The sequence below is a fragment of the Brevundimonas sp. DW-iso22 genome (assembly GCF_058725425.1).
Window position 1 is genome coordinate 380,974 of record NZ_JBZXEB010000004.1, and the last position, 14,823, is coordinate 395,796.

Consider the following 14,823-nt stretch of genomic DNA (forward strand, 5'->3'; position numbering starts at 1 on the left):
TTAGCGCCTCCATGCGAAGGGGACGCTTAGCCTCTTGACTTGACCACTTTGCATGTAAAAGTAGTCATATCATTTGACGGTGGGAATGAAATGACTGGTCAAACTGGAACCGATGAAGGCGACCTGGCCTATCTGAAGCGTCTGGCGGCGGCAGGACGGGGTGAGCCGGCGCCTTTTCTGCTGCTCATGGCGGTGTTTGGCGGCGTCTATGGTTTTGCCCTGTTGTCGGTGATCGTGGCCTTCACCGTCGAAGGTCCCCCAACACCCCATGCGCATCCAGGGCCCATATCCGAGTTCCTGGGCCGTTGGGTTTTCGTCGCGGCTCATCTGGCGTTTCTGGTCGCCCTTCTCTGGACGATCTGGCGGACGATAGGGCCTCATCGCGTGCGATTGAACCGTGCGGCCTCAGCGATCTGGTCTGCCGCCTTCATCGCCCTGGTGACGCTTTACGCGTCCGCTGTGCTGTTTACTCGGAACGAGCCACCCAGCGACGCCGTCTATGCCGTGCATTTTGTGGGGCCGGTCCTTCTGGTGCTGTGGGGCAGCGCGTGGTGGGCCACAGCGATCGCCAGCGACCGACGCTGGCTGCTGGTTGTCGCCGTCAGCAGTTTCGCCGCCGCAATCGCCCTGGCCTATGTCGGCAATACCCTGTGGGCGCTACCGATCATGTGTGGGTGCCTGTTGCTGCTGGCCTTCCTGCCGGCAGTCCTGCTGATGCGGACGCGGCGTGGATGACTGAAGAAGACGCTTTGTTGTCTCATCGTGTTCGAGCGGGCCTGCTGGCCTGGCTGTCCGATCAGGGCGAAGGCGATTTCGTGGCTGCTGCCTCGGCTCTGGAGATTGCCAACAACGCCCTCTCCAGCCACCTGCAACGGCTTGAGGCCGCGGGTTACGTTATCCTGAGGCGGGGCTTTCTGGGCCGCAAGCCCAGAACTCGGATCGTCATGACCGCCACCGGCCGCGCCGCCTGGCAGGCACACCTTGACCGGCTGACGCGCTGATCACCGAACGCTGTTAATGATTTTTTAACCAAGAAGGCCAGATCGGGGCACTAACACACTGAATCAATGAACATTATTTCGTCAGATTGCGGAACTATCCACAGACCCTGTGGTTAACTCCCCGAACCCTGTGATGCAGAAGCGTCGCCCGCTCCTGACAACGAGACCCTCATGTTCATCGCCATCGCCCGCCCGGCGGTGGAACCCATCGGCCCCGACGCCGTCGCCGTCCCCGGTTCCCCCGCCATCGCAGAACTGTCGCCCCGCGCCCTGCACGCGCGCCTGCTGGAGAACGCCGCCCTTCGCCGGATGCGGGCGATCGAACGCCGCCGGGCCCTGCGTGAAGACGATGCCGGCTACTGGTTCAGCGCCGCGCCCATGGCCATCCGCAAGGCCAGCGAGTTGCGCTGCGAGAGCAAGAGCTTCGCCCCCCTGCCCTGAAGCTTAACGCGGCTCTGACATGCGTCGCGCGATCGACTGTTTCAGCTTGTCCAGACGTTCAGTGCCGGATTTGGGCTGGATGCGCTGGCGCCGCTCGAAGCCGCCGCCCCAGAGCGCATGCACGGCCTCGGCCAGATGCGGATGCCGGTCATGCTGGTGCACGATGGCGCTGGCAGTGCCGTCCGGATTGATGATCTTGCCGTCCTTGAATGTCAGGCTGGCCCCGTTCGTCATGCCCAACGTCGCCACGCGACCATAGTTGGGCAACACCTGCGCCTCGATCATGCGCAGGTGGATGGCCAGGTTGCATGCCGCCTGATCCGCTCCGAACGCGCCACCGATGGACGACCGGGGGGTGGTGGCCAGCATGAGTATGGCACGGCACAGGCGCTGGACGTCGGCCCGGGGCCCCATGACCGTCCCCACGCAGACACACGCCTGCTGGCCTATAGCCTCCGCCAGGCCGCTCCCTGCCAGGGCCCGTATGTATTTCATGTTGAAGGCATGATCGGCCAGGACGCCGGACTCATACTCCTGAAACGCCAGCAGGCCGTCCGGTCGAGGCTGAAACGGGTAGGCCTGAAAGATCACATCGCGCACATCGGTGATCAGGACGCCATCGACCCCGGGCCAGGCGCGCAGCAGCCGGTCGAACGCCGCGAACCTTTGCATGACAGGGTGTGGAGCCCAGCCGTCGATCCGATCCGGCGCGACCGCAATCACCGCATACTCGGCCAGCAAGGCCGCCACATCACGCCGGTCGTCCACCACCAGGGCCACCGCACCGTCGAACACCGCCCGCAAGGATCGGACGAAGGGCGCAATATCGGCAGCATCATAGCCGGTGGCATAGCCCAGAACCGCATTCCCCTGCACCGATGTCGTCCCGTCAACCGGTTGGGCCAGAGCCTTGGCCAGCCATGTCAGATAACGCGATCGGGCCGGAGGCAAGCTCAACGCGGTGTCATCGCGTCGGCAAACCGCTGGAACAGATACAGGCTGTCCGTCGGCCCCGGCGAGGCTTCCGGATGGTGCTGGACGCTGAACACCGGACGATCCTTCAGGGCGATGCCGCAGTTGGTGCCGTCGAACAGCGACACATGCGTTTCCATGACCGCATCCGGCAGGCTGTCGCGGTCGACGGTAAAGCCGTGGTTCATGGACACGATCTCGACCTTGCCCGTCGTCAGATCCTTGACCGGGTGGTTGGCGCCGTGGTGACCCTGATCCATCTTGACGGTCTTGCCGCCGAGCGCGAGGGCCAGCATCTGGTGGCCCAGGCAGATGCCGAAGACAGGCTTGCCGCTGTCGACCAGCTTGCGGATTTCCGGCACGGCATATTCGCCGGTGGCGGCGGGATCGCCGGGGCCGTTGGACAGGACCACGCCATCCGGGTTGCGCGCCAGAACCTCCTCGGCGGTCGTCGATGCCGGCACCACCGTGATCTTCGCGCCCGTCGAGGCCAGGGCCCGCAGGATGTTGCGCTTGACGCCATAGTCGATGACCACCACCGACCGGTCCGAGGCATCGACCCGCGGATGCCCCTCAGGCCAGTCCCACAGGCCCTGATCCCAGTCGAAGGACTGCAGGGTGGAGGCGTCCTTGGCCAGGTCCAGCCCGACCAGACCCGTCCAGGCCTTCGCCTTTGCGACCAGGGCCTCCAGATCGAACTGACCGTCCGGATCATGGGCGATCACGGCATGGGGTGCGCCCCCGTCTCGGATCAGCGCCGTCAGGGCGCGCGTATCGATGCCCGCCAGGCCCACGACCCCACGCCGCTTCATCCAGGTGTCCAGGTCCGCGTCGGACCGCCAGTTGGCCGGATCGGTGGGCATGTCGCGGAAGATGGCACCGCGTGCGGAGGTGTCCGACCCGCCGCCGATCTGCTCGATGTCGTCCGCATTGGTCCCGACATTGCCGACGTGCGGAAAGGTGAAGGCCAGGATCTGGCTCATGTAGGACGGGTCGGTCAGGATTTCCTGATAGCCGGTCATGGCGGTATTGAAGACCACCTCACCCAGCGCCGAGCCGGTCGCGCCGCAACCGAGGCCTTGCAGGATGGTGCCGTCGGCCAGCGCCAGGACGCCGGTCACACCGGGAAGAAGGGTCGGAAACGAAGACTGGGTCATGCGCGCTCCATACCACCGAATCCCGGCGGGCAAACGGCGGCGTTGCTAAAGGGTAGGCGGTACGGGGTCAACGCGGTGGTTTGCGCCCTTCCGAACCCAGATCCAGCCCACCGAGGCGACCGCGAACAGCACGATGGCCGGAATGACGTTGCCCGGAGCCGCCGCGACCACGGCACCGACCGAGAACACCAGACCCACGACCGACAGAATACGCCAGCCGGTCGATTGGCTGAACCGGAACAGGCTGATGCAGCACAGGGCATACAGACAGATGGTCAGGACCGTACAGGCCCCGATCAGCAGGCCGAACTGTCCCGCCAGCGTCGGCTGAATCGTCGCCACGATCAGCAGGGCCATGATCGATCCGTTGATCAGGGGATTGGACAGCGGCAGATGGCCCGGTCGGCTAGCATGGCCGAAGACGCGCGGCAGATAGCCCGCCTCCCCCGCCGATCTTGCCGTCTCGCCACCCAGGATGGTCCAGCCCGCGATAGTGCCCAGCGCCTTGATGACGGCGCAGGCCGCAACCAGGCCGGCCACCGAGGCCCCGAATACCCGCGCGGCCAGATCGGCGAACGGGCTGGTCGATTGCGCCAGCTCGCCCGCAGGGATCACGCCGAATACGGCGGCGGAGGCCAGCACATAGACCACCAGGGCCAGCCCCACGCCGCCCACGCTGGCCCGGCCCACGTCACGGGCCGGGTCGCGCACCAGTTTCGACAAGGCGGCGGCGCTTTCCAGACCCAGAAAGGACCAGAAGATCACCACCAGCGACGCGGGTATGGTGGCCGTCAGCGGCTGGCTCGACGGGTTCCACGAGGCGGAGAAGGTCGCGCCGCTGAAGGCCACAGCCCCGGCGACGATGGCCAGCACCAGCGGCAGCAGGCCGATCACCAGCGTCGTCGCGCCCAGCCGAGCTGCCACCTTGGCCCCGGTCGCATAGGCGGCGGTGGTGATGGCGATCAGGGCCAGATTGCTCATCGCCGCCGGCACCGGCTCGGCCAGCACTGGAAAGAAGAAGGCCAGATAGCCGGTGCCCGCGATGGCCACGGCGATATTGCCGGTCAGGCAGACGCCCCAATAGGCGATGGCCGTCTGATAGCCGATGAACCGCCCCAACCCCCGCCGCGTGAAATCCGACAGGCCGTCGGCATCCGGCTGAAACCGGCCCAGGCCCGCGAACACCGCCGCCAGGATCATCGCCCCGGCCCCGCAGATCAGCCAGCCGATCAGGCTGGACGAGCCGGTGGATGCAAGCGCGACGGGGGCCAGGTACACCCCCGATCCGATCATGTTGCCGGCCACCACCAGGGCGGCGATGCCCCAGCCGATCTTTCGGGCGGAGGGCGTATCGGGGATCGGCAGGATCTCGGTCTGGCTCATGGCCTTCCGATTACTCGGGAATCCGCGCCCCGTCCCATGCGAAAACACCACCGCTGTCGGCGGGCGTCAGGCCGTCCAGCACAGCCAGCAGACGACTGGCCGAGTAGTCTGCGGTGAACAGCTTGTCGGCCGCCACCCCCTTCTGGAACGGCACGCTGAGCGCCGTATCGACCGTGCCGGGGTGCAGGCCGGCGACCACCGCCTGCGGGTGGGTCCGCGCCAGCTCGATTGACAGTGTCTTGAGGATCATGTTCAGCGCCGCCTTCGACGCGCGATAGCTGTGCCAGCCGCCCAGCCGATTGTCGCCGATCGACCCTACCCGCGCCGACAGGGCGGCGAAGACGGCGCGACGGTCACGTGGCAGCAGCGGCAGGAAATGCCTGGCCACAAGGGCCGGGCCGACCGTGTTGACCTGATAGTCCCGCAGCAGATGCTCGGCCGTCATGGCCTTGTAGGCCCGCTCCGGCTCCTGGCCGTGGTGAAGGACGCCAGTGGCCACGAAGATCAGCGACGGCGGCGGCCCCTCGCCCACCTGACGCGCCGCCTCAGCGACGGCGGCTTCATCGGTCAGGTCCAGTCCCGTGCCGGATCGCGACAGGGCGTGGACCGTCGCATAGAGCGCCGACGCCCTGAGCGCCTCCACCATGGCCGAGCCGATGCCGCCCGAGGCGCCGATTACTACCGCTGCCTGATCTGTCATGAACGACGCTCCCTCTGACGCATCAGCAAGAGGGCAATCCGCGCCGGCCGACAAGGCGACCGATTGACCTGCGCGCGACCGCGCGCGAGACCGCCCACTCACATTCGAAGCCACGAGACGCCCGCCATGCCCATCACCACTGTCGGCCTCGATGCCGACGACACCCTCTGGCACAATGAGACGATCTTTCGCCTGACCCACGCGCGGTTCGTCGACCTGCTGGACGATCACGGCGACGCCGAGGTGATCGAGGCGCGGCTGGCCGAGACGGAGCAACGCAACCTGCGTCTCTATGGCTACGGCGTGAAAGGCTTCACCCTGTCGATGATCGAGACCGCCATGGAGCTGTGCGACGGCGGGGCCCCGCCCGAGGTTGTGCGCGAAATCCTGGCGGCGGGACGCGAGATGCTGGCCCATCCGGTCGAGACCCTGCCCGGGGTGGACGAGGCCCTGGCCACCCTGTCCGAAAAATACCGCCTGGTCCTGATCACCAAGGGCGACCTGCTGGATCAGGAGCGCAAGCTGGCCGCCTCAGGCCTGGGGGATCTGTTTGCCGCCGTCGAGATCGTGTCCGAAAAGGATCGCGGCACCTATGAGCGCGTCTTTGCCCGACACGGCACCGGGGCCGAGGACGCCGTCATGGCCGGCAACTCCATGAAGTCGGACGTCCTGCCTGCCCTGGCGGCGGGGGCTTACGGCGTGCACATCCCCTATCACGTGACCTGGGCGCACGAACTGGCCGATGCGCCGCAGGACCATGCCCGGTACGGCGCACTCGAGAACATCGGCAGCTTGCCGGCCTGGATCGGTCAGATTGCTCAGTCGTAGCCCAGAAGGGCCCGCAGACCCGGGACATGAACGTCGATCAGGCGGCGCTGGGTTTCCGGCAGTGTATCGGGCAGTTGAAGCCCTTGGGGCAGGACAAGGTTTTCACGCGCCGTGCGGCTGCGCTTACGATCTGCACCGACTGCCACGCGCTCGCGCCAGTCGTCGGGTTGGTCTATGCCCGCCGCATCGAGCAAGGACGCGAAGAAGGCTTCGCTCTCGGCTGACTCCAGGTTTTGAACAGCCTGCACCGCATCCTCGTAGCGAACCAGGTGCACGCCTGTCCCCAGCCAGGCGACGGCATTGTGGGTATAGATGTCCGTGAGCGCAGGCACCTTCTGGTGAATGCCGAAGATCATCATGTTCAGAAGCACGTCGCTTGAAAACAGGCCGGGGATCTTCAGGTGCTGAAGGTTGGGCTGCTCAAAGGCGTCTGAAACGTGGAACCGGGCGCGGGCGATGACCCAGTCGTAGGGATCGCGAACCAGCACGATGTGTCGTGCATAGCGGACATTGGCCACCGACTGATCATCGAACAGCAAATGAGCCATCGCCAGCTTCGGGGCCGAGGGGTCCAGGGCATCCAGGTGCTCGTGCATGTTCGGTATCTGGATGAAATCCCGCGCATGATGCTGATCGACCGGGACGAACATGCGCAGGATATTGCGCAGAAGATGCGTTCCGCCCTTGGGGATGCTGTTCATCAGAACGGGCTGTCGAAGAGGTGCCTGCGAAAATCGCGCGACCTCGGTGTCCAGAGTGTCGGCTATGCCTTTGATGATCGCCAAAGTTTTCTCCAGAGCGTGACACGAGAACGAAAAAGGGCGGTGGATTTCGCCACCGCCCTCTCGGTTAGACCTGATGAACTGCCCTTAGAAGGACTTGCTCACCCGCAGGAAGGCACGGCGACCGTAATAGGCTTCCTGATACTGCGAAGACAGGATCGAGTTGCCGGTCGTGCCGACTGCGACAGACGAAGCCGCCGGCGGCAGTTCGTCGAACAGGTTGGCCACGCCGCCGGACAGGGTCCAGCCGCCGGTCAGACCCGAACCTTCGGACCTGTAGGACAGCGAAACACTGTGGAAACCGGTGAACTCGGCATCGGCCTTGATCAGACCCTGGCGACCTTCGATGACCTGGAAGGCCGACTGACCGTTGCGAATGCGGTCAGGACGGTTGTCCTGCGGCCCGATCCAGTCGAAGCCCCAGAATGCGGTCCAAGGTCCACGATTGATGCTGGCGTTGAAGTTGCCGACCAGCTTGGGACTGCCGATGTCACCCAGGAAGTCGGTGCTGAAGTCGGCGAAGGTCGACTGGTTGGTTTCCAGCGTCCAGGTCGTCTGCGTGTCCAGCGACAGGGTACCCCAATCGAAGTCGTGGAACCAGCGTGCCGTGAAGTCGAAGCCACGGTTGTTCTGCTCGGCGATGTTCAGATAGCTGTCGCGGACCTGGCTGATCGCACCGTCAAGCGTCGGGTCGCGGTCGAACTGGTTACAGATCGGATCGCTCGGGAAGTTCTCCGACAGATAGCAGGCCTGCAGGATGCCACCGGCCCCCAGAACATCGACCTGATCCTCGATCTTGATCTCGAAGTAGTCGATCGCGACGCTCAGGTTGCTGTCCGGCGGAGTCAGGACCAGGCCGATGACCGTTGCCTTGGAGGTTTCAGGCTCCAGAACGCCCAGTCCACCGCCGGTCACGACCTCGGCTGATGCCACGCCGCCGGTGAAGTCGCTGGCTACGCCGCCGCCCGGGCCCGCTGCGCTGGTGCAGTTGACGTAAAGCGGGTCGGTCGTGGCCAGAACACCATCGGCCACGCGTTGGTCGAGGTTGAGGCAGGGGTCGATGTTGCGTTGACCGACAAAGCTGGTCTGGTCCGCCAGATACAGTTCGAACAGGGCCGGTGCGCGGAACGACGTGCCGTGCGTGGCGCGAACGCGGATCGTATCGCTGATCTTCCAGTTCAGGCCGACCTTGTAGGTCGTGGCGTCGCCAGAGGTATCGGTGTCGGTGTAACGACCCGACAGCGACAGATCCAGGCCCTGGACGTAGGGCATATCGGCCAGCAGCGGGATGGCCAGCTCGACGTAGGCTTCGTTGGTCGTGTCGGAGCCCTGGGTCACGCCAGCGCCGCTCAGGCCCCAGCTGTTGTTGGCCAGGGTGACATCACCCGGAGTGTCGACGATCTCATCCTTGCGCAGGTGGAAACCGAAGGCAGCCCCCAGCGGACCCGCAGGCAGCTCGAACAGGTTACCGGCCAGCGAACCTTCGACGTAGGTCTGCTCGTAGACAGTCGTGCCGGTCTCTGTATCGAACAGGAAGGCCCGCTCGGCATCGGTCAGATCGCCGGCGAGGAAGCCAGGGCGGGTAAAGTCAACATCCACGCATGGACGGTTGGTACCGGGCAGGTTTTGACCCGCGCAAAGCTCCGTCTTGAAGCTGGTCGAATCGACGGCATCCTGGAGGATGACGTCGTTCGTGTATTCCGCATCCGAGCGGCTGTACTGGCCGAAGACATCCCACGACCAATTGTTCAGGCCGCCGATGCTGAAGTTGCCGCGCAGGCCTACGACCGCACGGGTGTAGTCCACCTTCTGAGACGCATCGAAGTGATCGGTGATCGCGGTCGGGCTCAGGATGTTGGGGCCGACGAAGTCGTTCAGCGGATCGCCGAAGGTCGAGGTGTAGACGTAGTTCCAGAACTGGCGATAGCTGTCCGTGCGGCTTTCGCGGCGGTTCAGCAGCAGTTCGGCATAGGCTTCGACACCGCCGCCCAGTTCATATGCGCCTTCACCGAACACCGTGTAACGCTCGGTCTCGGGGATGATCGATTCTTCCCGGGCGAAATCGGACAGGTTGTTGACCACCGAACGCGAGGCCGCATCGTAGTTCACGATGTAGAAGCCGTCAGGTGCGGTCGGATAGAGGGCCGAAGTGGCGGGGTTCGTCGGGCGCGTGGGAATGTAACGACCCAGATCACCGTCGTAATCAAACTGGAAGCGACCGGCGCGGCCCGAGAAGTCGGCACCGTAGACGTAGATATTGCCCCAGGTCAGGTCGGTGCACTGCGGCTGTCCCGTGCGCGGGTCGACGCGGTCAACGCGCGTGTTGGTGCCCGGCGCGGTGATGTACTGGTTGCGGCAGATCAGATAGTCGCGTTCGCCGGCAGCCAGCTTTTCCTGACGATAGTAGTCGGCCGACAGGTTCACGTAGCCCCGGTCGAACTGCTTACCGAAAGTTCCGGAGATGTTGTACTGCTCGCCGCCCTGATCGAAGGGAGCCGAAGCGAAGGCGGTCATCTCCCCGCCATCGCGGGCGCGCTCGGTGATCAGGTTGACCACGCCGGCCACGGCGTCCGAGCCATAGATCGACGACGCGCCGTCCTTCAGCAGATCGATGCGGTTGATAGCCGACTGAGGAATGACGTTCAGGTCGAATGCCGAGACGCCACCGCGCGTACCGGCTGGGCCGGCACGGCGACCGTTCAGCAGCACGAGCGTGCGGTTCGCACCCAGGCCGCGCAGCGAGATCGTCGCGGCACCGGGGCCACCGTCCGTCACAAAGGCGCTGGAGATGGTCGAGTTCACCTGAGGCGAACCAGAGGCGAGCGTCGAGCTCTGCAGCAACTGGACCGTGTCGCTGAGGCCGCGCTGTTCGGCACGATCAGCCGTCAGCACCTGAACAGGCGAGGGGCTGGTAAATTCGTTCTGGGGAATGCGCGACCCCGTAACGACGACGTCGCCCAGTTCCGTAGCCTGTGACTCTTGCTCTTCCGCATCCGGCGCGGGTTGCGGAGCGGTTTGCGGAGGGGTCTGAGCCAATGCGGCGGTCGCAACGAACACACCCAGGCTCGAAAGAACGGTCGTCGTCAGCAATCGAGAATAACGCACAGATAAATATCCTTTTGTATCGGTTGCCGAAGCGCGAATCCGAACGCCGCCCCAACCCTAGCTAAGGGGTCACATTACGGTCGCTTTTTCGACACGCAAGCTCGAGCGGGTCGGGAGAGGCATTTTAGTACAGGCACTGTAGCACATGGGCACCACGCCTGATGCGGGCTCCCGCCGCCTCCTTTGACCTAAATCTGTCAGTCGGCCTTCTCTGCTCGAAGCTCCAGGCGCACCAAACAGGCACTTGGTCGTGCTTGGCAACACACCGCAACGTCGTGTCGCGCAGCCAATATGCCAAGCGATCAGTTCAACAATACTCAGAACAGTACTTTGTGTTCTAGTTCAGTTGTTCGACGCGCCCTACTCCAAGATTCTAGAATGTGGCAGCATACAGTTTCAATAACGACACATAATGTTTGAATAACATTGTAATGTTGCAAGAAATGCTACGGCAAGGCTTGACCAATCTCTTGGACCCAGACCTTTTGCACAGCCTTGTCGTCCCTTCGACATAACTGCGTTATTCAGATAGCTTGGGTTTTTAATCTATGATCGATATTCGCAAGACATTGCTTGCAACCACGATGTTGGCAGGCTCAATCGCCATTTCCGCCCCCGCGCTGGCACAGACGGTGCCCGCCGATCAGCCAGCCGGTACGGTGACGGGCCAAGAGCCCCTGAATCAGGCACCCGTTGCTCAGGACCAGGCCACCGAACTTGGCGAGGTCGTCGTGACCGGGTCGCGCATTCGCCGCGATGCCACCAACGCACCGACACCATTGATTCAGGTTCAGCGCGAAGCCCTGCTGTCGACTGGCCAGGCGACGGTAATCGACTACCTTGCGACCATCCCTGCCCTTTCAAACTCTGTCGTTCCGTCGGACACGACGGGTTCGAACCTGGGTGACGGCGGTCTGTCGCTGCCGAACCTTCGCAGCCTCGGCTCGAACCGCACCCTCACACTGGTTGACGGACGCCGCCACGTGGGCTCCAGCGGCGGCTCGCTGGCCGTCGACATCGATACCATTCCGCGTCTGCTTATCGAGAATATCGAGATCGTCACCGGCGGTGCCGCCTCGGTCTACGGCGCCGACGCCGTATCCGGCGTGCTGAACTTCATCCTGCGCAAGGATTTCGAGGGCCTGGAGATCGACGCCAACTACGGCATGATCAACCAGGACGGCCAAGCCAATCGCCGTATCTCGGCCCTGGCAGGCGTGAATCTGCTCGACGGTCGCCTCAATGTCTATGCCCACGGCGAGTATGAAGAGGTCGACGAAGTCACCTCCAACAACATCGACTGGATCAACGATGCACCGTTCCGTGCCGGCATTGATGCCGATCCGACGACGGCACCGTTCGACGGCAACCAGGACTTCCAGCTGTTCAAGAACGTCCGCCGCATGGATATTCCGCGCTGGGGTGCCACCACGCTGGCCAACTCGCAGCCCGGTTCGCGCCTCAGCGATCCTGACGTGCCGTACGAAGACTGCTTCGCTCCGGACGGGGCAGGTGGTGAGTTCTTCACCTACAGCAACAACTGCTTTGCGCCGAACCCAGGCAAGACCTTCTACTACGACGGTTCGACCGCCCGCCTGGCCAACTTTGGTCAGCGCATCGGTAACACCGGCTTGTTCCGTCCCTACAACATTGGCGGCGACGGCGAGAATATCGCCGACTTCTCGACCGGATCGCGCGTGCCGCGTTCGGAATCGGCCCGCTTCCAGGCCGGTGCCACCTTCGATGTCACGCCGGACATCGAGCTCTACGCCGAGGCCAAATACGTCACCGAAGATACGTTCGACGTGGGTCAGCCGACCTTCTTCAACGTCGACCTGGTCGATTCTTACGGTGCCGGAACGGCCAACCCGATCTATGCGGTGAACAACTTCGACCTGCGCTGGTCCGACAACGCCTTCCTGCCGCAACTGGTGAAGGATGCCATCGCCGGAAACCAGATCGACCGCTATGCACCGCCGACCGACGACGCCGACAGCGTACTGCTGGGATCGCAAGGTCTGCAGATCGCTCGCCACAGCCTGTTCGGACCAGACCGCACCCAGGACAACACCCGCGAACTGCAACGCTACGTCGTGGGCCTGCGTGGCTCGCGCGATCAGCTGGCCTTCGTCAGGGATTTCAACTGGGACATCGGCTACACCTACGGCCAGGTCGAGGTCGAAAACCGTGAGCGGGGCGTCGATGGCCAGCGCTTTGCCCTGGCCGCCGATGCCGTGCTCGACACGGCCGGTGTCGTCAACGGCACACCGGGCGAGATCGTCTGCCGCGTCCAGCTTCTGGCCGCGCAGGGTGCGCCCGACGGAGCCTTGGGTGATCCGCAACGTGGCGGTGACCTGCGCGACAGCGAGTACGGCCGTCGCAGTATTGACGAGTGCGCCCCGCTGAACGTCTTCGGCAAGGGCAACCAGAGCCAGGCGGCGCTCGACTATGTCGACGCCACAATCGGCGTCACCGAGCGCAACGAGCAGGAGCAGGCGATCGCTTCGATCTCCGGCAATCTGTGGGACTTCTGGGGAGCCGGACCTCTGGGCGTCGCTCTGGGGGCCGAATATCGCCGCGAGGCGACCTCGGCCACCGGCCGCGATCGTGACACGGACGGACGCCTGCTGTTCCTCAACACCGGTGCCGATTTCCCGGAGGTCGAATACGATTCCAACGAGTACTTCGCCGAGCTTTCGGTCCCACTGTTCCGCGACAGCTTCCTGGGTGAATATGCCGAGCTGAGCGGCTCCTACCGCTACGCCGACTATTCGACCGTAGGCGACGTGGATGTCTATGGGGTCAACCTGGTCTACCGTCCGATCCAGGACATCGCCTTCAAGACCAGCTACAACACATCGGTGCGCGTGCCGGACCTGGGCGAAAACTTCTCGCCTCTGGGACAGACGTTCGCCAACGCCTTTGCCGACCCTTGCGCCACCCTGGCCATCGCCGATGTTCAGGATGCCGAAACCCGCCAGAACCGGATCAACAACTGTACGGCGCTGGCCGCCGAACAGGGTCTGACGTTCGACTTCGCCGGGGCGACCGCAACCAACCTGGACGACTTCAACCCGAACTACACCTCGGGCATCGCCGGCTCGCTGGGGGGCAACCCGAACCTACGGCCGGAGGAGTCCAACAGCTTCACCTTCTCGACGGTGCTGCGTCCACGCTTCATCCCGAACTTCTCGCTGGTCCTCGACTACTATGAAATCGAGATCGAACAGGTCATCTCGGCCGTCAGCGCCGCAACCGCCGCGGCCAACTGCGTCAACGGCGCGACGCTGAATGCGGATGCCTGCGAAACCATCTTCCGCAACAATCCGGACATTCCGTTCGGCGTGGGTGCGCCGGCTGGTGATTCCGTGGGTGGCTTCATCGAGCGGTCGTTCAACTATGCCAAGCTGCAGACCCGTGGCCTGGACTTCACGGCCAACTACCGTGTCGACACGCTTGAAATGACCGGCCGCGACTTCGGCCAGTTCGACTATCGTCTCGCGGGTTCGTGGCTGATCGATCAGAAGGAGTTCCTGAACGAAGGCGATCCGAGCGACTTCACCGAACTGGCCAGTGGTCTGTTCTACCCCCGCGTGCGTCTGACCTCGTCGCTGACGTGGGCACCGAACGAGATCTGGAGCGTCAACTGGACCGCCGACTGGCAAACGGCCCAGGACATCGTCAACGTCCGCGACTTCGTGAACAATGCCGATGCCCGTCTGGTCAGCGAACTGGACACCGAAAACTTCACGCGCCACGATTTCACGGTGCGCTGGAATGCTCGCGAGGACCTGACGGTTCGCGCCGGCGTGGTGAATGCGTTCGATGCTGAACAGGCCGACTATCTCGGCACGACGCTGTATTCGAACTTCGACCCCTACGGCCGTCGCTTCTTCATCGGCCTGAACTACCGCCCGTTCTGATTTCGGAACCGGCCAAGACGGATCAGGGGCGGCTCGAAAGGGCCGCCCCTTTTTCGTGCGTGCACAGCAAATGGCGGCGTCAGGCGCATTGGTTCTTGCCCCCGCCCCCTGCCCTCTTTAGACGGACCGCTTAACCGACAACCCGAACGGAACCGCGCCGGCGTATCGCCCGCGCCGGATTTTCGTGCGCGAAAGGACCGCTGCCGACGTGACCGCATCCGATGTCCCGCACGAAGAGCGCGACGCCATGATCCGGGCGTCTCTGGCGGAGCATGGCGACAGTGGCGTCACGCCCCGGCACACCCTGTTCTACTTCTATGGCGAGGGTGACCACGACGATCTGAACGAGGTCGCGCGGCGCGCCGGCTTCATCACGCGCGGCCAGGACGAGATGACCGTTCTGGAGACCACCATGGCGGTGGACGAAGCCTCGTTCACGCCCGTTTCATCCATGATGCAATCCTGGGCCGCGGCCTTTCAGCTGGACTATGACGGCTGGGAGTGCGCGGTCGTGACGAACTGATCAGACGA

Annotated in this window: 12 protein-coding genes; 6 read left to right on the forward strand and 6 right to left on the reverse strand. The window is 63.9% G+C overall.

The genetic code is table 11. From position 1 onward, the window contains the following. Nucleotides 1–90: 90 nt before the first annotated feature. The 3 genes from AC4PRM_RS08220 to AC4PRM_RS08230 all read left to right on the forward strand — a co-directional run bounded on the left by AC4PRM_RS08220 (nt 91) and on the right by AC4PRM_RS08230 (nt 1,442). On the forward strand, nt 91–735 hold the full coding sequence (locus AC4PRM_RS08220; RefSeq protein WP_487922485.1) for a hypothetical protein: 645 nt from the start codon (nt 91–93) through the stop codon (nt 733–735). Between the two features lie 17 nt (nt 736–752). Then, nucleotides 753–1,001, forward strand: coding sequence for a transcriptional regulator (locus AC4PRM_RS08225; protein ID WP_492039488.1), 249 nt, complete (start codon nt 753–755; stop codon nt 999–1,001). A gap of 171 nt (nt 1,002–1,172) precedes the next feature. Beyond that, complete coding sequence (locus AC4PRM_RS08230; RefSeq protein ID WP_373258253.1) at nt 1,173–1,442, forward strand: hypothetical protein; 270 nt, start codon at nt 1,173–1,175, stop codon at nt 1,440–1,442. 3 nt (nt 1,443–1,445) lie between these two features. Here the strand turns inward: AC4PRM_RS08230 and AC4PRM_RS08235 are convergent, their stop codons facing one another. The 4 genes from AC4PRM_RS08235 to AC4PRM_RS08250 are packed head-to-tail and all read right to left on the reverse strand — an operon-like array spanning nt 1,446 to nt 5,654. After that, entirely contained in the window at nt 1,446–2,399 is a 954-nt protein-coding gene (locus AC4PRM_RS08235; protein WP_492039489.1) for a hypothetical protein, read from the reverse strand. After that, nucleotides 2,396–3,571 carry a glutamine-hydrolyzing carbamoyl-phosphate synthase small subunit gene (gene carA, locus AC4PRM_RS08240; RefSeq protein ID WP_492039490.1) on the reverse strand — a complete coding sequence of 392 codons (1,176 nt, stop codon included), beginning with the start codon at nt 3,569–3,571 and terminating at the stop codon, nt 2,396–2,398. The genes AC4PRM_RS08235 and carA overlap by 4 nt, the downstream gene beginning before the upstream one ends. Before the next feature lie 45 nt (nt 3,572–3,616). Further along, the gene (locus tag AC4PRM_RS08245; RefSeq protein ID WP_492039491.1) at nt 3,617–4,954 is read right to left on the reverse strand and encodes an amino acid permease; all 1,338 of its coding nucleotides are present in this window, start codon (nt 4,952–4,954) and stop codon (nt 3,617–3,619) included. Nucleotides 4,955–4,964: 10 nt separating this feature from the next. Then, nucleotides 4,965–5,654 carry an SDR family NAD(P)-dependent oxidoreductase gene (locus tag AC4PRM_RS08250; protein WP_492039492.1) on the reverse strand — a complete coding sequence of 230 codons (690 nt, stop codon included), beginning with the start codon at nt 5,652–5,654 and terminating at the stop codon, nt 4,965–4,967. Nucleotides 5,655–5,780: 126 nt separating this feature from the next. Between AC4PRM_RS08250 and AC4PRM_RS08255 the strand changes: the two genes are divergently transcribed. Then, nucleotides 5,781–6,482: an HAD family hydrolase gene (locus AC4PRM_RS08255; protein ID WP_492039493.1), complete on the forward strand. Its 702-nt coding sequence runs from the start codon at nt 5,781–5,783 to the stop codon at nt 6,480–6,482. Here the strand turns inward: AC4PRM_RS08255 and AC4PRM_RS08260 are convergent. After that, complete coding sequence (locus tag AC4PRM_RS08260) at nt 6,473–7,267, reverse strand: hypothetical protein (RefSeq protein WP_492039494.1); 795 nt, start codon at nt 7,265–7,267, stop codon at nt 6,473–6,475. The genes AC4PRM_RS08255 and AC4PRM_RS08260 overlap by 10 nt on opposite strands. An 84-nt stretch (nt 7,268–7,351) precedes the next feature. After that, nucleotides 7,352–10,369, reverse strand: coding sequence for a TonB-dependent receptor plug domain-containing protein (locus AC4PRM_RS08265; protein ID WP_492039495.1), 3,018 nt, complete (start codon nt 10,367–10,369; stop codon nt 7,352–7,354). Nucleotides 10,370–10,917: 548 nt separating this feature from the next. On the opposite strand from AC4PRM_RS08265, the gene AC4PRM_RS08270 reads away from it, so the two are divergent. Both AC4PRM_RS08270 and AC4PRM_RS08275 read left to right on the forward strand, forming a co-directional pair. Next, entirely contained in the window at nt 10,918–14,292 is a 3,375-nt protein-coding gene (locus tag AC4PRM_RS08270; protein WP_487922476.1) for a TonB-dependent receptor domain-containing protein, read from the forward strand. 208 nt (nt 14,293–14,500) lie between these two features. Beyond that, a complete protein-coding gene (locus tag AC4PRM_RS08275) occupies nt 14,501–14,815 on the forward strand; it encodes a hypothetical protein (protein ID WP_492039496.1) in 315 nt (104 codons plus the stop codon). Nucleotides 14,816–14,823 lie beyond the last annotated feature (8 nt).

Excerpts from the sequence above, each read along its gene's own strand:
- AC4PRM_RS08255 (WP_492039493.1), top strand. The coding sequence starts at position 5,781 with ATGCCCATCACCACTGTCGGCCTCGATGCCGACGACACCCTCTGGCAC.
- AC4PRM_RS08250 (WP_492039492.1), bottom strand. The coding sequence starts at position 5,654 with ATGACAGATCAGGCAGCGGTAGTAATCGGCGCCTCGGGCGGCATCGGC.
- AC4PRM_RS08230 (WP_373258253.1), top strand. The coding sequence starts at position 1,173 with ATGTTCATCGCCATCGCCCGCCCGGCGGTGGAACCCATCGGCCCCGAC.
- AC4PRM_RS08245 (WP_492039491.1), bottom strand. The coding sequence starts at position 4,954 with ATGAGCCAGACCGAGATCCTGCCGATCCCCGATACGCCCTCCGCCCGA.
- AC4PRM_RS08270 (WP_487922476.1), top strand. The coding sequence starts at position 10,918 with ATGATCGATATTCGCAAGACATTGCTTGCAACCACGATGTTGGCAGGC.
- AC4PRM_RS08220 (WP_487922485.1), top strand. The coding sequence starts at position 91 with ATGACTGGTCAAACTGGAACCGATGAAGGCGACCTGGCCTATCTGAAG.
- carA (WP_492039490.1), bottom strand. The coding sequence starts at position 3,571 with ATGACCCAGTCTTCGTTTCCGACCCTTCTTCCCGGTGTGACCGGCGTC.